Below are 19,210 nucleotides of genomic sequence, written 5' to 3' on the forward strand. Positions count from 1 at the left end.
TGCAGATTTCACCAATAGGCATGAATTCTTTTAACTCATCTACTAACTTTACAACGGCTCCTGGAACCACTTCCTCTCCAATTCTGCGTACTTTTTTAGAACCTCAATTTGTTGTTTCAAATAACGATTCTCTACTTGTAGCTTAGCTGTTTCACTTTCATATTCAGGTCCTTTACCAAAGGCATACTGTTTACCAACGGGCTGTTCAAGGCGGTGAAGTTCGCCATTACGATACCATTTCATCCATGTTTGTATTTGAGTCCTATTTCTAACATTTAATTGATCCATAATATCTTTAGTTGATACACCTGCTAATTTCATTTCAATGGCCTTCATTTTTACTTCGATTGGATAACTGACTCTTGTTCCCATAGAAAAACACCTCCACATTGATTATTTCAGGTTTAAATACCCGTTATTCAATGAAAGGTGTTTTTATTTGTCTCATGTTATTAGGTCAGTCCCCTATAGAGAAGGGAGATTTTTTATTACATTCACTATTTTCTAGATTAAGTGTGCTAAAAAATCCTATAGTTTAAAGTGAACAATTGTTTTATTTAGTTTCTGTGCCAATTCAGCTAATTGCGCTGACCTAGTAGCTACATCTTCCATTGAATAATTTATTTGTTCTGTTGTAGCCGTAGTTTGTTCAATCCCTGCTGCGGATTCTTCAGCTACCGCAGCAATTTCTTGGATAGAATTATGCATTTTTTGTCCTTCTTCTACGACTGACGATAGACTCGTCGAGATCAATTTAACACTCTCTACTACATCTGTTATAGAATGACTGATTGTATTAAATGTCTCACTGGTTGCTGTAATTTGATTTGTTCCTTTTTTCACCTCTTTATAGCCATCTTCTAATGAACTAGACACTGCACTAAAATCATTTTGGATATTCGTCACAATGTTAGTAATGTCATTAACTGAGTTAGCTACTTGTTTTGCAAGTTTTTTCACCTCGTCCGCAACAACCGCAAAGCCTTTTCCATGCTCACCTGCTCGTGCAGCTTCAATCGCAGCATTCAAAGCGAGTAAATTTGTTTGATCGGCAATATTTTTAATGACAATAACCAATTTTGAAATTTCTTGTGATTGAACACCAAAATCTTTTACCTTATCTACAGCATTTTGGACAATACCATCGATTTTCACCATCTGTTTGTTTGAAGATGCCATTAACTTGCTACCTTCTTTTGTCATGTCTAATACTTCTACGGATGACTCACGAATATTCTCGCCATGTTTGCCTGTCTCATACAAGTCAGATGTGAATCGTTCCATCATTGACGTTAGCTCACTCGCATAATTTGCTTGACCTTCCGAGCCAGAAGCTAATTCATGCATGGTAAGTGTCACTTGCTCCGTCCCTAGTTTCACATCAGTTGCTGATTGCGTTAGTTCTTTACTTGAGTTCGCAATCAATTCAGAAGCTTGAGAGATTTTATAAATCATATCTCTCATTTTTTCATGCATTTGATTCATCGCTCTTGCTAATTTACCTATTTCATCATCCGAATGTATTTCTATACTTGGATTCGATAAATCACCATCCGCAAAACGAACCATCGACTCTGATACTTGATTAATCGGCTTAACTAAACTATTTGCAAAAATCCAAATAACTAAAAGCCCCACTACTAGCGCAACGCCAACAATCAGTAAAGTTAATTTTAAGATTTTTTCTGCTGGTTTATTGAATTCGACAAGATACGTACTTGCGTTAATCGTCCAGCCCCAATAGGGATCAGTTTTTGAGTAGATTTCTTTTTCTTCAAGTTTGTCTGAATTTGGTATCGGCCAATCATACGAAATATAACCTCCACCCTCATTCCCCATTTTAATGGCTTCTTGAATATACTTCACGCCATTACTTCCGGTATTTTCCCATACATTACTACCCTCAAGTGTAGGATGAGCAATGGATTTCCCTTCTTGGTCAACAATAAAAATATAACCATTATCACCTAATTTAATATTTTTATTAAGCGCTCTATTTCCTTCAGCATCTTTTTCACCTAAAATTGCTACTTTTAATTTTTCTTGCGCTTCTTCTAATGTAATAATTCCTTTTTCAACGTCTTTATTTAGAAGTTCAATCATTTCGATTGTCATTTCTACACTGTTTTTTAAATTTTCTCTTCCTACTTCTTCTAAATTTATTTTATTTTGCTGATAACTTAAAATTCCTAAAACTACTAATGGACCTATTAACAGAAAAAATAAGAAAAGAATTAGTTTGGTCTTAATCGATCGAAATTTAAAAATTGATGTCATTTTCACTGGATGCACCTTCTAAAAAATAAATTTGTTAAAGTAGTCAATTATTAAATTACACAACTTTTTTGATAAAACACTACTTTTCATACCTATTTCCAATAGACCTATTACCTATATAAAGATACTAACAATATCTAATTTTAAATCTAAACTACTATAAATTTCAATCCAATAACGATACTTTTTTAATATTTTTATATAAAAAAAAGCAAAAAAATATCACTTCAATCAAATGCCCTATTTCTCTTAATAAACTTTTAAACAAAAAATCCCCTTCTCACTAATGTAAGAAGGGAATTTAGATATATTATTTTGCGACTGCTGGTGTTTGCTGGAACAACTCGGATACACCAGATTCAACTGCTGCACCACTAACTGCACGTGATACAATTTCTACAACGCGTTCATCAAATGATTTCGGCACGATGAATTCTTCTGCTAATTCTTCATCGCTTACAAGTGATGCAATCGCTTCAACAGCAGCTAACTTCATCGCTTCATTGATATCTGTTGCACGTACATCAAGTGCTCCGCGGAAAATCCCCGGGAAAGCTAGCACATTATTAATTTGGTTTGGATAATCAGAGCGTCCAGTTCCCATGATACGTACACCCCATGCCTTCGCATTTTCGTAGGTAATTTCAGGGTTTGGATTTGCTAATGCAAACACAATTGGATCCTCATTCATCGATTCAATATGTGCCTGTGTCAATAAATTGGCTACAGAAACACCAATAAAGACATCTGCTCCTTCTAGAGCATCCTCAAGCGTACCGTGTTGCTTTTCTGGATTCGTTAAGTGCGCCACAGCTTCTTTAATCGGGTTCATACCTTCCGTACGACCTTCATAAATGATACCTTTTGTATCGCACATATAAATGTTTTTATAGCCCATTTGCACAAGAATTCGTAAAATAGCAATACCGGCTGCACCCGCACCGTTAATAACAATCTTCATCGTTTCAATATCTTTTTTCACGATGCGATTTGCATTAATCATACCCGCACCTACTACAATTGCCGTACCATGTTGATCGTCATGGAATACAGGAATATCGCATTCTTGGCGCAAACGGTCTTCGATTTCAAAGCAACGTGGCGCAGAAATATCTTCTAAATTTACACCTCCAAATGTTGGGGCAAGCGCCTTCACAATACTGACGATTTCATCCGTACTTTTTGTATCTAAACAAATTGGAAATGCATCAACATTGGCAAAGCGCTTTAATAAAATTGCCTTCCCTTCCATAACTGGAAGCGCTGCTTTTGGTCCAATATCCCCTAAACCTAATACTGCTGTACCGTCCGAAACAATTGCCACCATATTGCCCTTCATCGTGTAGTCATACACAAGGGATGGGTTTTTTTCAATTTCAATACACGGTGCCGCTACACCAGGTGAATAGGCTAAACTCAAATCATATGCATCCTGTACAGGTACCTTTGAAATAACCTCTAACTTACCATTATAATATCCATGCATATCTAAAGCCTTTTTCATAATATCCATTCGATCCCATCCTTTTCTCTTTTAAATTTACTTTCGTCTTTATATTTTAGAATCATAATACTTTGTGAAAACATAGTCAACACATTTCCTTATTAATCCATGTTATTTGTTCATTTCCACGCATTTATTCTCTTAAATTCAATTTTACTCTTTTGTTATGATTTTCACAATCAATTATATCAATATAACGCTTTCGTAAACATGCCTATATCAAAATGTACACATAGAGCCAATAATGCTGTTCATCTTTTCACATAGTATTTTTTCTCGATAAATGAGAAATATTTCACAATCTTATGTAAGCGCATCCATTGTCACATCTAACTTCGTCACATTTTATCCATATTATTTCACAATCTTTTTTATTATACAGACTTAAATTGAGTGAATTATCAAACTTTTATCTCCGTCTAATAAAAGTCACTTTCCGCTTCAGCAACTACTAACTATATAGGGGGAGACAGGATACTATAAATGAAGCATTCTTTTTTAGAACTCATTAATAGTAGCTGGCATTTGGATCTTCGTTCAGGCTGGGCGAGTGTAGCTGACGGCATTCGCCTTTCGCTACAGAGCAAAGCTTCCTGGGGGATCACAATAAAGGAACAAAGGCTAAAAACGTCACATCCTGTGACAACGCCTTCGTGACCAACATCGTGTTGGCCCGAGACCCTGGAGCGAGCTTGCGAGTGAAGCGGCTCATCAGACGCCCCCGGAAAGCGCCAACCGGAACGGAAATCCCTCATATCCCTTTAAAAAATAGATTGGTTATTTTTGTTCATATTGAGTACAGATAAAAAAAGAGCCCTTAGCGTAAGGACTCTTTCGAAAAATGCTGTATAAATGCGGTAATGATATGATTCGACGACCATTGCTCGCCTGATACTTTTGTAATTGGATATTCGCGAGGGAAAATGCTCTTTGATATTTCTTCAAGCACACACCCTTGATCGTAAAGCTTGCGAATATTCCCCTCCAATTCTTCTAAATAAGCTATCTTTTCAATGATTCTCGCTCGCCCATTTGCTAAAAAACCCGCATGACAGCAATAAATCTGTTCAAAATCATATTTTAATAGATTCTTTAATGACGATAAGGTATGTACAATATTTTCTTCATCCAACACTACCTTTGTTTTCGTCTGCACATACAAATCTCCTGTAAACATTGCCCCTGTAGCACGATTATAAAATGATAAATGATCGGTTGTATGACCAGGTGTCGCAATGACATCCCACGTCGCCTGTTTCGTTTGAAGCGTGTCACCTAATGGCTTGGCAGTAAATGCAGGTCGCTCTCCCCACAGCACCTTACGATATAATGGTAAATTCGAATCGCTCGCACATTCATCTACCGCTTCACGGTGAATATAAATCGGTACATCCCTATGTTGTTGGATCCATGCCACATTTCCAGCATGGTCTTCATGCGCATGCGTCAAAGCCACCTGCTGTATATCTACTTCGTTAAAGAACGATTGAAACTCCTGCGAAAGTGAGCTCGAGCCCGTATCAATCAGTAAGCCATCCACATAAAAACTGTATACACTCATCGCTATCCCCTGAACCGCGACCTTCCCTTGCGCCCATTGCACATCATCATTTCTGTCGATAACTACACTTTTCTCTAGTTTAAACATCATTTCTCCCCCTTTGCCCCTTCAACAAAGAGTGTACCATAAAATGAATAGTCAGTCATTTTATGTATATGTCACAAAATGCATCGTCGATTTGACATGTTTTTTCAAGCGACGAAGGTGGATGAGCAATCTCACATTAATTCCAAACAGTATGATAGCGCCGATAATTAACAGCACAACTTGTGAAAAATATTCTAAATTCATTAAAAATGTCCAGCTTATCATGACCGAAATTGCAAGCCACATATACTTTTTCATAATACGTGCGGTCGATCCTACTAGCTTACATTCGTCTTCAATCGCTCGGATAATTTTAAAAAATTCATAGACAATGAGTAAATCAATAGCTGCCGTCAAAATCAGCAACCAATAATGCACAAACAAACCTTCAAATAGCATATTCACGAGCAATAAGCCAAATCCAACCCTAATATAGTGCTTCGCATGCGATACGCCATTATAATAAGATAAGCTTTTAAAAAAGACTACGTACATCAACAAATGCTGAACATAGTAGGCCCCCGGAAATACATCAAGATAGATGAGCTTCAACACAAGTGCTATTGTTAGCCATTTCATTAACTTTAACTGCCGCTGTTTTTCCTTATGCACCATCATGTCGCTCAATCTCCTCTCGTATTTTTTGTACATTCATATCCGCCTTACTATAAATCCAGATTGGGAACAATCCATTTGGCCCCCTAACACCGATCATTGTGTTTATATCAACTGACGTCTTAACGCCAGTGAAAAAAAGGGTCACCAGTTGCCCATTTTTAACAGATACCGGAAAATTCGCTTCTAAATAAGTCACCTTATCAACAACCATTTTTTCTAAGGCCACATTACCTTCAAGCATTTTAGGCATGTATACTTCATCAAACACGGCATCACTCTCCATAACACCAGTCCTGACCATGTTTCCATCATTCATATTATTTTCAGTCATATACATATCCGCTTTAAGCATCTGACCATGCTGGACATCAAAATCAATTTGTAGTGTCGTTGGCAACTTTTCACCATCATCTAACACAAGAAACACCTCATCACTGTCAATTAGCGCTTGCATTTCCTCTGTATTCCCTTGAAAATAAGCCGAACGCATTAACTGATAACGATCTTCTTCTGACGCATCATTCGGATAATAAAAAACATCATTTTTTTTAGTCTCATCTCGATATAACGCCTGCAATGTTAACTCTCCTGCCTGTAAATAGCTGACCGAGCGATGGTCATTTTTATTGATAATATAGCGAATTTCCAAATCATGTGCCGCATTGCCGGCAAAAAGATCATGTACAAGTGGTACTGTAATTGGCCTTACTAATTGATGCTGCAGAAAAAGAGCACTATTGCCGAGCATTAATACCATAATGAAACCTGAAGCAATGCCTATTTTCCGATTCATGCCTTTATGTATAGCACGTCGTATTGCAAATAGGGTCACTAACATTAGAGCAATCGCAATAAGCCAGTAAAATTGAGGTGAGAATGAGCTTTTTTCTATAAATGTACTCGCCTGTTGTTGATATCCATTCCTTCCACCGGCACTTAATAAGATAAAGCTAACAGCAGCAACTGTCACAACCATTGCCACTACCTTTGGCAACCAGTTCTGAGGCTTCCGTTTCTCTTTTTGCGCCTGCTGAATCCCTTGTAAACTCCGTTGATGCAGATTTTCCGGAACTTTTATATCGTCCATTTGTCTATTGAAGTCACTCATTCTTGCACCTCCTGTTCTAGTACCTGCCTTAACTTTCTCAGCGCACGATACAAAATCGTCTTTGTGGTCCCAAGTTTTAATTGCAAAATAGCGGCGGTTTGTTGCAACGTATGATCTTGATAAAACCTAAGGAGAATAACATCCTTTTCCTCTTTTGTGAGCTTCGTCATGACATCTTCAAGTGCCCATTTTTCGGGTAGCTCTTCAAATGGTTCATCGCTTTCCTCGAAATCTTCCTCGTACGGCATGATGTTGCCACGCTTTTTCAACACATCTGTTGCACAATTTATCGCAATTCGCATAAGCCAGGTTTTTATGTAAGTTGCCCCTTGTAAGGAATGTATGTACTTAAAGCTACGGTACGCCACTTCCTGCACGATATCGAGCGCATCCGCTTCATTGCCGACGTACACATATGCCATTTTATAGAGATCTACCTCGTATTGCGCAAAAAGCTGAGCAAAGGCCTCCGCATCGCCGTCTTTCACACGTTTGACAAGTACTTCTAGCACATAGCTCACCTCCCTCTACCTATTAGACCGTAAAATATCGGATTTGGCTCTTCATTTTTAAACTTTTTTCATCGTCGTGATGGTTATCCGTCTAAACTCGAGTTTTATCCGTCAGTTCAAGCATTTTATCCGTCACTTTCACACTTTTATCCGTCTACACAAAAAGAACGCCCACAAAAGTGAGCGTTTCTTATCAATTATTCATTTGTCCCTGTCTCTATATCGTACTGTGTAATCCAATCGCTAAAGCTACCTACATATAATTGAATATTTTCATAGCCTTCATCCGCTAACACCGCATATAAAGGAGATGCAGTCACACCACTGCCACAGTACACGACAACATGCTCATCCTTCGCTACCTTCGAAAGCAAAGCGTCATTTGCATGAAGTGCTCCATCCGCCTTCAACTGCTCCCAGTCAAAGTTTTTCGCAGTAGGAATATGTCCAGCTACCTTATCCAGTGGCTCCACTTCCCCGCGGTAACGAGCTGCAGCACGTGCATCAAGCAATGTCGCTGCTACTTCACCGTCAGCGATTGCTTTGACTGCTTCACGTGGTGCATACAGCCGATCCTGCCAGGCAAAATCTACAGTGCTCGGTTCATAGACAACCTGTTCAGTTGTAAAATCCACAACCTTTTCTAACGCTGCAGCCCCACCATTCAATATAAAAACATTCGGGAAGCCTGCATATCTCAGCATCCACCAAGCACGCGGTGCAAACGGTGCTGCCCCCTGGTCGTACACAACTATTGTATCGTCATAAGTAAAACCATACTTCTCAAAAAGTGCAGCCAATTGCTCTTTACTTGGCATCGGGTGACGCCCATTACCACTCGTCATATCCGATAAATCCTGCTCTAAATTAAAATACACCGCTCCTGGTGCATGCCCATTCGCAAATGCTTGTGGACCTCCCGCCTTATCCTGTAAGTCGAAACGTGCATCAACAAAGCGTACTTGATCCACTTGAATTTCCTCAACGGTTTTGAATACATTTCCCATTTGAATCACCTCATGCGTATTGTAATTGTGCGTAAATAGACTTCCATGTTGCTAAGCGACTTTCCTCTTGTAGTACAAGTCGTTCTGTCTCAATTTGCTCTAATGCTTGTTGTAAAATATATCCGCGTAATCGTTCCGCTTCCTCTTGAATAAAGGCATTTGCCCATGTCATGAGTGAAGCTTTTTGCACATCTAAATAACTTTGTGCATCTGGTTTTGTTAGTGCCTCAAGTGCTTCGCTTAATTTTACTTTTTCATTTTTCTCAAAGAAAGCCTTTTGGTTGCGGAAGTGTGATTTGACACCCGCGTATTTCGCACTTTCTGCAAATGGCCCTTCAAAGTTCAGTAAATCTGGCTCTGAAGATTCAAACGCTAAGAATGAGAAGCTACGGTTGTATTCTTTTAGCTCACGTACTTCATCTTTGAAGCGTAACTGCATTTTCTTGCCGATAAACTGCGATAGACGGAAATTCGTCACGCGCATTTCCTGTGTAAAGTCAAAACGTAAACTTTGTAATACTTCTTTTAAAGCGTGCTCAAGTGCTTGTTGAGCAGGCATCGCTGCAAAGGTAGACGGATTGTAGCCTTCCTTAAAGAATTCAGGGTAACGATAATACACACGTTGCAGTACATAGTAAAGTAACTCATCAAGTTCTTGCTTTGTTTCACTTTCCATCATACCTGTGTTGATTGAGCTAAATTTCGATTTCACATGCTTTTCAAGAGATGTAAGTTCCTCTAAACGCTCATCTTTACGTTTCAAGTTTTCTTCTGTTTGTGCGATTAAGTCGCCGAAACGTTGCTCCGTTTTGTCGACTTCCTCTGCAAGTGCTTGCACAGCTAATGCACTTAACTCGTCATTTAAGAAGTTATGGAAAGCATCCTCAAATGGTGGCATGCCCGATGCAAAATCTGCACCCTCCACTTTTTCTTTCAATGCCATTAAGCTCGAAACCCCGTGCAGACGTGGGAAACGAATGCCAAAGCGTTGTAACTCAGAACGCACGTAACCTTTTACATCTTCTTGTTCTTCCTCTGTTGTCGCTAAATCAATGGCATTGACAATAAAGAACATTTTATCAAGTTCAAATGCATCCTTTACACGACCAAGCTGTATAAGGAACTCTCGGTCTGCCTTCGCAAATGCATGATTATAGTACGTAATAAATAGAATCGCGTCAGCATTACGGATATATTCAAAAGCAACGCCAGTATGACGCGCATTAATTGAATCTGCTCCTGGTGTATCTACAAGTGTTACGCCCATTCTCGTTAGAGGGCTATCATAATAGAAGTCTATGTTATCAACAAAACATGATTTGTTTTCTTGTGCGACAAACTTTTCAAATTCCTCACGGTCAACGCGTATTACTTCACCAAGCTCTGATTTAAACGTCGGATAGCCTTCTTTATAAGCACGAATAAACGATTTATGCACATTTAAGCGATCATCTGTTAATTGCACAGCGAGTCCTTCATCTGCACGTTTAAATGCTTCTTCTAATGAAGAAACCGACAGACCAATTGCCGCATATGACCCTTGAATATCCTCTAACATTTGCGCCTCTGTTTTCAACAACACATCCGCTGTTTCATGTGGATGCTCTGGTGTCACTGGGCGAATTTTATTGATCGCAGCAGTTGTTGGATTTGGCGACACAGGTAACACCTTTGCCCCCATCAATGCATTTGAAAACGATGATTTCCCGGCACTAAACGCACCAAATAGCGCAATTGTGAAATCCTTTTTCTGCAGACGCTCTACCTTATTTTCCAGGTAACGCGCTACTTCCGCAAAGCCCTGTACATCCTTAACAGATTGAGCCGTATGCAGTGCACGTTTAATAACACCGTCAATCGGTAAGCTTGTCACACTAACTGCTTGTTGCGCTGCTTCCTCTTGTACTGCGACTTCTTTTGGCTTTAACATTGATTCTTCAAACAAACGAATCTCTGCTAACGCTTGCGCAAAAGCTTTCTCCCATACTACTAATTGTGTATTTGCTTCTTTGCGAATTTCGTTACTTGCTTGGTGCATAATTGTCGCACTGTATTTTTGATAATCTTCAATTTCTAATACAGCGTTAATAGCGTCCACTTTTGCTTGCATGCTCGCCATTTTCAGCTTTGATGGTGCAGACGTCTCAGTTGCAACGGCTTCTAGAGTACCTGCCTGAGCATCCTTCCACGCATCTGTATTTTGAATATAATAACGTCTCGTCGCTTCTGCTACACGGTTTGCAAAGTTTAATACTGCATCCCCTGTAAGGATAGCCCCCGTTTGAATTTGATCTTTTATTAAAGAAAACGGTAAATCAAACGCATGTGCATCAACTGCTGCCGCACGTTCGTCACTTAACGCTCCAACATCCTTAAGTACTTTTTTCATAAGTGCCTTTATATGCCCTGAAATTTGCGCGTGTACAACAGTTTGATATGTGCTGTAAGCATCCTCTTTCCGACGATTACGCTCTTCCTCGGTTTTTTTCTTCGCAGAAAATAAACCGCCCACTTTAAAGCCATCTTGCTTACTCTCTAAATATAAACGTAATTTATCACGTAAATCGGCTGGCATGATCGCTGCATTGGCAAGTAGCTCTTTACGCTCATCTTCAAACGTTTCATTCCATGCCTCAATTGAAAACAGCTCCACTTGGCGATTTAGCTTATTGTACTGTTCTAAAATATCAGCATGATGCGCCCAGTCATCCGCACTTAAAATATCTTCATCAATATCTAAACGGTCCTGTCTTTCTTCACTTAAATACGTGTCATGCTCACTTTGAAGTAAACGCAGTGTATTCGTTGCTGTTAGTACAAGCTGATCTTGCCAGTCGTTCATACTATCCATGACAATTTTCTTCACTGTGCCAAAATCATTATGTGGATGCTCTAATTCACGCAGAGATGTAAAGAATATGCCTTTTGGCTCAACACCCCACGCCGCGAACGAGTTATGCACAGTTGCCTTGAACTCTTCAAAGCTTAGTTCATTTTCCTTATGCTTATCAATCATATTGACGATTAAATAGACATTCGGATTATATTTCATCAGTTGTTTTGTAAATTGAAAATTCAGTTCTGATTGCACATGATTGTAGTCCATCGTATAGAATACGATATCAGCAATATGGAGCGCTGAATCTGTGGACATACGGTGCGCATCATCTGTTGAGTCGACCCCTGGCGTATCCATCACCGTGACACCTAGTGGCAACGTTGAGGCACTATGACCAATTTCAATTTGAGATACTAAATCCCCATTTTTACTTAACTCTTTTACCGTTTTAAAATCATAACCAGCCTCAAACTTTACAGGCTTTTCACTATGCATGTAAACGATTGCAAAGTCCTCTTCAGATTTATGGACTTTGACGATATTCGCACTTGTCGGAATCGGACTAGATGCCAGTAAATTTTCTCCCGATAACGCGTTAATCATGCTCGACTTGCCGGCAGAGAAATGCCCTGCAAAGCCAATCACGTATTCTTTTTGCTGTAATTTACGTGCAAACAGTGACGTCTTCTCCATACGCTCCGTATCCCCGTTATGCTGATAAATTATGTATTGTAATGACGCTTGTTTAAGTAATCCCTCTAGGTGTTGATCAAATTCATTCATAAAACAGTTACCCCTTTATCCAATTAATTGTTCATAATTATTATTCTACCTTAATCAATATGCAAAGTATAACACTTATTTTCTATAAAATGCTTTTATATCAGGGGTTAGGGCGTATTATTCATTTTCCATTAACTGCATATTTGTAGTGATGAGCAACCATTCAAATATCAAACTCCCTCATACACTATGAAAAAGAGCTGTCCTTTTGAAGGCTTGCTATCAGATTATGTGATGATTGTCTCCATAAAAATCAAACTGTTGGTACGCCTATAGTATCAGAGGAGGTAAAAAGATTGTGAAAAATCAAAACAAGAAAAATATTGTAGTAAAAAGTATTTATCTAGATCATCGTGAAGAGTGCTCTATGTCTCATACAAAGATCAAGGTAAGCTCTGCATGTAGCGGTGCTCTCCAAATAAATACTTCTGAAATAAGTATTGTTCCAACTGTCAATCGATACTTTTATATTCTTAATTCTAATTTAAGTTTAACGAATGGAGCAATAATTTCTTCTAATCTATTTTCAGATGATAACGGCAACCCAGTAACTGAATTCGCAATATATAGCCCAAATGGGTACACTAACCTTTATATTAACGGGCTGATTCAAGAGAGCGGAATTTATAATATAACTACAAATTCCTTAGCCTTTATTCCGCAACAAGCAACGATTTTTAGAGGTACCCCTATCATAATTGAATCATTGGGATTCTCTGCAAAAGTGAATTGATCGAGTATCATTTCACATTAATACTGGGGTGCACAATAGTTGAAAGGAGGTGAAAACAATGGCGCTTTCTCTTATTAATATTAATGTAAATGTTACAGGTACTTCAACAAGGTTTTTCAATGTATTGGCAGCACCTTTAGTTATCGCTGATGGTACGACTGTTGCTGCGACTTCATTTTTAGATGATAGTGGGACTGCTGCGGCTTCTTTCCCTGTTGTAACGAATGGTTATTATAATTTATATATTAACGGTGTGTTACAAGAGGGCGATTCATATACAATTACGGCAACGGAATTGACTTTTAACACGGTTACAGGCAATCTATCTGCTGGAACTCCGTTGGTTATAGAGGCTGTCGAGCTGGTGACACTAACGTAAATCTATTTCCCTCTTAATATATGAATGGCTTCGGGCAAGATTGGTAATTAGGAATGCTTAGTTTATTCCGTTGTATTGTTTTGTCGTCGATTCAAAACCAATCATTGATTAAATTCGGCGCTTTAGTCGAATTAATGAACGGAGACTTTCCCACTACTTTTTAGCATTGATTCGTTTGCTTTAGTTGCTGTGAGTAAATCAGAAAGTCCGTTCCCCGTCCTAACTCATTTTCAAAACCATCCTACATAAAAGCAAAAAAAAAGCATATCTAGTTTTCTAGATATACTTGACCATTTATTTTATGTGGGCAGTCGCCTGATTCATCACATATTTCCCTACCCCAATATAGATTGCTACTGTTGCACCGATAAATATGAATGCCATTTTTGACCGCTCCTTTTTAATGAATATGAAAATCATTCTCATTAATAATGATAATAATTTTGCTATGTTTCGTCAAGTCATACTTTCATCTTACCTCTTTATCATGGTAAGATGTAGAAAAGTCGGAAAAAGGATGCGGTTATTATGAGTAATTCGAAGCACTTTCAAACCATTTTAAACGGTACTATCCATGCATTAAAAGCGATATTACCAATGGACATCCAAGTTAAAGCACCTAGTATTGTCTCTGAACCTTTTGAACAACAACAAATGGGCGTTTTAATCGGGCTCATCGGTGACTTAAAAGGTCGAGTAATTATTGATTCCTCCCCTGAAATCTTCGGTGGAATTGGTAACACAATGTTCGGCATGCCTTTAGAAGGTGAAATGCTTGAATCCTTCACGGGAGAATTCGGTAATATGATTGCTGGTAATTTATGTACAACTGTTGGTCATGAGAACTTAGAAATTGATATTACACCTCCAACTGTTATGGTCGGGAACACTAAGTTGTACGGTTTTGACAAAGCTTTTGCCCTTCCTGTCAATATTCCAGGTGTCGGACCGTTAACAGTTCTCCTAACAATTGAAGAAGAATAGAAATGAAAAAGTTGTTGCGAAGTACTTATTACTACGCGAAAGCAACGTATATGCTATAACTGTCTATTTAAATAAGTTACATACTAATTTTGTGGGTTGTGCCAAAAGTGGATTTTATCACTTTCGGCACAACCCATTCTTTTTTTTACACAATTACCATATATTTCACATTTATTTCACACAATCCAACCGTATGTGTGATTTTTTTCACATCACAACAAAATAAATTTTTATATGATGTCATTAAGAAAGTCCATTTTGTAAGCGTAGGAGGGAGCAAGGATGGCAAACAAAAAGAAATCAGAAGATAATCTTAAAGGTACACTCTATGCAGTAATGGGAGTAGGCGTCATTGTTATTTTAGTGTGGGTGTACTGCTTTAATTTATTCATGGATCGTTTTTAGATTTATCCAACGACGAGTGTATTTCGTAGCGTAAGCGGCAGATGCAATTACGTCAAGTTGTCATTCATTTAACTATAGAAGGGACGAGAAATATGCATATACATAAGTACGAGAAATATTGGATTGTATTTGGTGTAGGTACATTAGTAGCTTTCCTCATCATTCTCGGTATTGGTGCATTCCATCAAGGCTCACATCCTAACAGCGGGAAGAAAACAATAGATTATGAGAAAGCAAAAGAAATTGCACCATTTGATAATCCTGGTGTCCATAAGGTTGAAGGTAAGGATTGGGATTATGAAGTCGTTATTCTAGCTTCTGCTTTCTACTATAATCCACCTGAAATCGAAGTGCCTCTAGGTGCAAAAGTTAAATTCATTGCAACGAGTGAAGACGTTATTCATGGTTTTGAAATTGCGGGTACTAACGTTAACATGATGCTTGAACCAGGCTACATTTCTGAATATGTAGCAGAAATTAATCAAGCAGGAGAGTTCTTAGTCCTTTGTAATGAATACTGCGGTACGGGACATACGCTTATGCATTCTATGTTAAAGGTGGTGGATCCAAATGAGTCTGAATAAATTGACTACAGTGGATCGCCGTGATGCGAAGTTAGCACTTGCACACATTTACGTGGCATTTATCGCATTATTATTAGGTGGTCTGGCTGGTTTATTACAAGTATTCGTACGCTCTGGTCAATTCACATTGCCAGCAGGTATTGGTTATTATCAAGTTTTAACGGTTCATGGTGTTTTACTCGGCCTTATTTTAACTACATTTTTCATTTTTGGCTTCCAAATCGCTGGCGTTAGTCGTACTTCTGGAACGTTCTCAGATTTACAACGTCGTCTTGGCTGGATTGGTTTCTGGCTAATGACAATTGGTACTACTGCAGCTGCAGTGATGGTTTTATTAAATAAAGCAACTGTTTTATATACGTTCTATGCCCCTCTTCAAGCGCACTGGATTTTCTACTTAGGCTTAACTTTAGTCGTTGTGGGTTCTTGGGTTGGTGGTGCAGGTCAAGTTTTACGTTACATGCAATGGCGTAAAGAGAACAAAGGGAGCGGTCAACCGAGTCCTTTACTATCTTTCATGGTTGTCGTAAATAACCTTCTATGGCTTGTAGCAACGTTGGGTGTAGCTGTATCTGTACTATTCCAACTACTTCCATGGTCACTTGGCTTAATTGAACGCGTAGATGTGTTATTATCTCGTACATTATTCTGGTATTTCGGTCATGCTCTTGTATACTTCTGGTTACTCCCAGCTTACATGGTATGGTATGTTGTGATTCCTAAAGTAATCGGCGGGAAAATTTTCTCTGATTCATTAGCACGACTTTCATTCGTTTTATTCTTACTTTTCTCTGTACCAGTTGGCTTACATCACCAATTAACAGAGCCTGGTATTGACAGTACGTGGAAATTTATTCAAGTTGTTTTAACGATGGCTGTAGTTGTGCCATCCTTAATGACTGCCTTCTCAATGTTTGCTATGTTTGAATTACGCGGACGTGAGCTTGGCGGTAAAGGTATTTTTGGCTGGTTCAGAAAATTACCGTGGAACGATTCACGCTTCTTCGTTCCATTCATCGGTATGTTAGCATTCATCCCTGGTGGTGCAGGAGGTATCGTCAATGCCTCTTATCAAATGAACCAATTAGTGCATAACACGATTTGGATTCCTGGGCACTTCCATTTAACAATTGCATCCGCAGTTGTGTTAACTTACTTTGGTGCAGCATTCTGGTTAATTCCACATTTAACTGGGCGCAAGTTATCAAAATCGTTAAACTCGCTTGCAAATATTTCAGGTATTTTATGGGCAGTTGGTATGACGATTATGTCTTCTGCGATGCATATCGCAGGCTTACTCGGTGCACCTCGTCGCTCTGATTACTCTGAATATGGCGGTGCCGAGCAAGCTTACGAATGGATTCCTTATCAAATCGCGCAAGCCGTTGGTGGAACCATCCTATTCATTGCTATTTTAGTCATTATGTATGTTGTCGTAAAACTAATATGGTTCGCTCCAAAAGGCGAAGAAGAATTCCCAATAGGTGATGTTCACGAGAGTAGCGGACATACACCACCAATATTAGAAAACTTCAAACTGTGGCTTGTAATTTTAGTAGCATTAATATTATTTGCTTATACAATTCCACTAATCGATATTATTTCAAACGCTCCTCCTGGTGCAAAAGGCTATAACGATCTTTGGTAGTAAACCCCTCCCTTCCACTTTCGGAAGGGATTTTTTTGCACAATAACGAAAAAGTGATGCCTTTCCTCCTTTATGAAATCACCTTTAGTTATCCAGCATAGACCGTTGAAAATTGAAATTAACTCAAAAAAAGTGATTTTGCAAATTAATGCAAAATCACTTTTACTTTTACTTCATTTCTGGTGCTACTGCTAAAATATTTTCAAATGACGCACGCTGCTTCATTTCTTCTTCATTTAATAAAATATGAATATCCCCATGGTCATTAGATGTACGGATCAAACGTCCCATCCCCTGCTGTAAACGTAACTGCATGAATGGTAATTCGACCTCTTCAAATGGATCTTCAGCAAATGATCGTTTCGCATCGAATAATGGATCATGTGGTGGGAAAGGTAAGTCAAAAATAATGACGCGCGTTAAAGCTTCCTCTGGTAAGTCCAAGCCTTCCCATAAATGATACGAGCATAATGTTTTCACTGTACCTTCTTGGAAATCACGAACGATCGCTGATAACTCACGATCACCTTCAAACGCTACATACATGCGCTCCATTATTGGTAATTCATTTTTAAAATCTAACATCGCTTGTTTTGATTTAAATAAGATTAACGTTTTCTCGCCATCTTTTAACAGTTGTTGTACACGCGCTGTTTTTTGTTGCTGTGTCAACTCATGCAAGTAAATTTTCATGACTTCTTCATAATCAAATGGTGACGGCACTGAGAATGATTGGTACTCACGAATTCCTAAACTATAGGCAATATACGAGAAATCCTTATTCACTGAAAGTGTTGCAGAAGAGAAAACGATTGGTAGTTTTTTCGAGAATAATTTTTCTTCTAATACTTCAGTAATAAGACGTGGCATAATAACAAGTGTTTCTTCGCCATCTGTCTCTTCAAGCCAGTCTACGGCATCACCTTGCGCTGTGAAAATACGTAAAGATGCCTCATACTGCTCTAAATATTCCTCAGCCATATTTAATTCGTACTCAGGAATCATATACATTTCTGATTCAAAGACGAATTCTTCTAGTAATACTTCTACATCGGCAATAAGCTGCTTACCATACTTCATTAATGTGGCAGACTTATTAATTCGTTTACGATCTTCTCCAGATTGCACGACATCATCTCGTAGCTGGTCGAAAAATAGCTCGTGGTCATCCTGTAATTTTTCCATGGCATACAATGTACGCTCACGCACACCATCAACCATTAAGCGTTCCATTAACGGAACAATTGTCGTTGCCTGCACTTTATACGTCATCGCTTTTTGTGCTGCGTATTCAAGTAAGTGCCCTTCATCTAGTACCATCATTGATACTTCAGGTAAAAGTGCAAGTTGACCTTCGCGTTCACGTGATTCTTTTGTTGCTAAGTGCTCCATCAAGAAATCCTGTGAGCAAATAATTAAATCCGTTGATTTACGATAATGCGCGCGGTGTAGTGTTTGACCACAACGATTACGCAGGTCACATACAGAACATTGCATGATTGAATTGTAATTGACTTTTTGCCAATCTTCATCACTTACTGATGGATAATCACTGCGATCCCCGTATGGTTGCACAGCAATCATTGAACCTTGCGCATACACACCATCTGGAATTGAAAATGAAATATCGTCAATCCATTCATCCGTTTCTACTTTTTCTGCTTCTTCAAAACGTTTTAAGCACAGATACTGGTCACGTGATTTCGCTAAGCGCACATCGATGTCAAGACCAAGTGTTTTTTGTAGTTTATAAATATCGCCGCCCTCTTTAACAAGCTGGTCGATTAAAGTTTCATCCGCACAAGCAATGAGTGCTGGCTTTCCTGTGTAACGTGCATAGGATACAGCTGGTAGTAAGTAAGCAATCGTTTTCCCTGTCCCTACGCCCGCTTCCGCAAATAGCACGTTCTTTTCTTTTAAAGCCTGCTCAATTTGATATGCCATGAAAATCTGTTCATCGCGACATTCAAAGCCCTTCTCTGGTAATTCATCATATAGAACGTCGCCCATCCAATTTCCTAATGATTCGAAAAACGACATTTCTTTTGATAATGCAAATGGTAAAGATTTTCGCAAGTTAACTTTCCCCCTCTTACAATCATTCCTATTATACGCGACGAAACGGAAGGTAAGAAACATCTCACCTTCCGTACCCGACTTTTTTTTCAATATTTAAGGTAA

The 19,210-nt window shown here is 38.7% G+C and carries 15 protein-coding genes and 1 pseudogene; 6 read left to right on the plus strand and 10 right to left on the minus strand.

Annotation, left to right across the window (positions count from 1 at the left end; translation table 11 throughout):
• The 9 genes and pseudogenes from ACIQ2D_RS00005 to ACIQ2D_RS00045 form a co-directional block, all read right to left on the minus strand.
• Positions 1-372: pseudogene (locus tag ACIQ2D_RS00005) on the minus strand (helix-turn-helix domain-containing protein); the annotation flags it as partial.
• Between the two features lie 156 nt (positions 373-528).
• On the minus strand, positions 529-2,277 hold the full coding sequence (locus ACIQ2D_RS00010; protein WP_402859157.1) for a methyl-accepting chemotaxis protein: 1,749 nt from the start codon (positions 2,275-2,277) through the stop codon (positions 529-531).
• Between the two features lie 310 nt (positions 2,278-2,587).
• Complete coding sequence (locus tag ACIQ2D_RS00015; protein ID WP_402857500.1) at positions 2,588-3,790, minus strand: NAD(P)-dependent malic enzyme; 1,203 nt, start codon at positions 3,788-3,790, stop codon at positions 2,588-2,590.
• Positions 3,791-4,598: 808 nt separating this feature from the next.
• Complete coding sequence (locus tag ACIQ2D_RS00020) at positions 4,599-5,429, minus strand: MBL fold metallo-hydrolase (protein ID WP_402857502.1); 831 nt, start codon at positions 5,427-5,429, stop codon at positions 4,599-4,601.
• Between the two features lie 60 nt (positions 5,430-5,489).
• A complete protein-coding gene (locus ACIQ2D_RS00025) occupies positions 5,490-6,047 on the minus strand; it encodes a hypothetical protein (RefSeq protein WP_402857505.1) in 558 nt (185 codons plus the stop codon).
• On the minus strand, positions 6,034-7,155 hold the full coding sequence (locus tag ACIQ2D_RS00030; protein WP_402857508.1) for a hypothetical protein: 1,122 nt from the start codon (positions 7,153-7,155) through the stop codon (positions 6,034-6,036). Before ACIQ2D_RS00030 ends, ACIQ2D_RS00025 begins: the two co-directional genes overlap by 14 nt.
• On the minus strand, positions 7,152-7,667 hold the full coding sequence (locus ACIQ2D_RS00035) for an RNA polymerase sigma factor (protein ID WP_402857510.1): 516 nt from the start codon (positions 7,665-7,667) through the stop codon (positions 7,152-7,154). The genes ACIQ2D_RS00030 and ACIQ2D_RS00035 overlap by 4 nt, the downstream gene beginning before the upstream one ends.
• A 197-nt stretch (positions 7,668-7,864) precedes the next feature.
• Positions 7,865-8,674, minus strand: coding sequence for a sulfurtransferase (locus tag ACIQ2D_RS00040; RefSeq protein ID WP_402857513.1), 810 nt, complete (start codon positions 8,672-8,674; stop codon positions 7,865-7,867).
• A gap of 10 nt (positions 8,675-8,684) precedes the next feature.
• Positions 8,685-12,296, minus strand: a complete 3,612-nt coding sequence (locus tag ACIQ2D_RS00045) for a dynamin family protein (protein ID WP_402857516.1) — start codon at positions 12,294-12,296, stop codon at positions 8,685-8,687.
• 298 nt (positions 12,297-12,594) lie between these two features.
• Between ACIQ2D_RS00045 and ACIQ2D_RS00050 the strand changes: the two genes are divergently transcribed.
• The 6 genes from ACIQ2D_RS00050 to ACIQ2D_RS00075 all read left to right on the plus strand — a co-directional run bounded on the left by ACIQ2D_RS00050 (position 12,595) and on the right by ACIQ2D_RS00075 (position 17,029).
• Positions 12,595-13,029, plus strand: a complete 435-nt coding sequence (locus tag ACIQ2D_RS00050; RefSeq protein ID WP_402857519.1) for a DUF4183 domain-containing protein — start codon at positions 12,595-12,597, stop codon at positions 13,027-13,029.
• A gap of 58 nt (positions 13,030-13,087) precedes the next feature.
• On the plus strand, positions 13,088-13,408 hold the full coding sequence (locus tag ACIQ2D_RS00055) for a DUF4183 domain-containing protein (RefSeq protein WP_402857522.1): 321 nt from the start codon (positions 13,088-13,090) through the stop codon (positions 13,406-13,408).
• Between the two features lie 528 nt (positions 13,409-13,936).
• Positions 13,937-14,392 (plus strand): chemotaxis protein CheX, encoded by a 456-nt coding sequence (locus tag ACIQ2D_RS00060; RefSeq protein WP_402857525.1) that lies wholly within the window; start codon positions 13,937-13,939, stop codon positions 14,390-14,392.
• Positions 14,393-14,674: 282 nt separating this feature from the next.
• The gene (locus ACIQ2D_RS00065) at positions 14,675-14,797 is read left to right on the plus strand and encodes a hypothetical protein (protein WP_402857528.1); all 123 of its coding nucleotides are present in this window, start codon (positions 14,675-14,677) and stop codon (positions 14,795-14,797) included.
• Between the two features lie 92 nt (positions 14,798-14,889).
• The gene (locus ACIQ2D_RS00070) at positions 14,890-15,381 is read left to right on the plus strand and encodes a cupredoxin domain-containing protein (RefSeq protein ID WP_402857531.1); all 492 of its coding nucleotides are present in this window, start codon (positions 14,890-14,892) and stop codon (positions 15,379-15,381) included.
• Positions 15,368-17,029 carry a b(o/a)3-type cytochrome-c oxidase subunit 1 gene (locus ACIQ2D_RS00075; RefSeq protein WP_402857534.1) on the plus strand — a complete coding sequence of 554 codons (1,662 nt, stop codon included), beginning with the start codon at positions 15,368-15,370 and terminating at the stop codon, positions 17,027-17,029. Before ACIQ2D_RS00070 ends, ACIQ2D_RS00075 begins: the two co-directional genes overlap by 14 nt.
• Positions 17,030-17,197: 168 nt before the next feature.
• On the opposite strand, the gene ACIQ2D_RS00080 is transcribed toward ACIQ2D_RS00075, so the two are convergent.
• Positions 17,198-19,105: an ATP-dependent DNA helicase gene (locus ACIQ2D_RS00080; RefSeq protein WP_402857537.1), complete on the minus strand. Its 1,908-nt coding sequence runs from the start codon at positions 19,103-19,105 to the stop codon at positions 17,198-17,200.
• Positions 19,106-19,210: the final 105 nt, after the last annotated feature.

The organism is Lysinibacillus sp. NPDC097287 (assembly GCF_044761695.1).
Classification (GTDB): Bacteria; Bacillota; Bacilli; order Bacillales_A; family Planococcaceae; genus Lysinibacillus.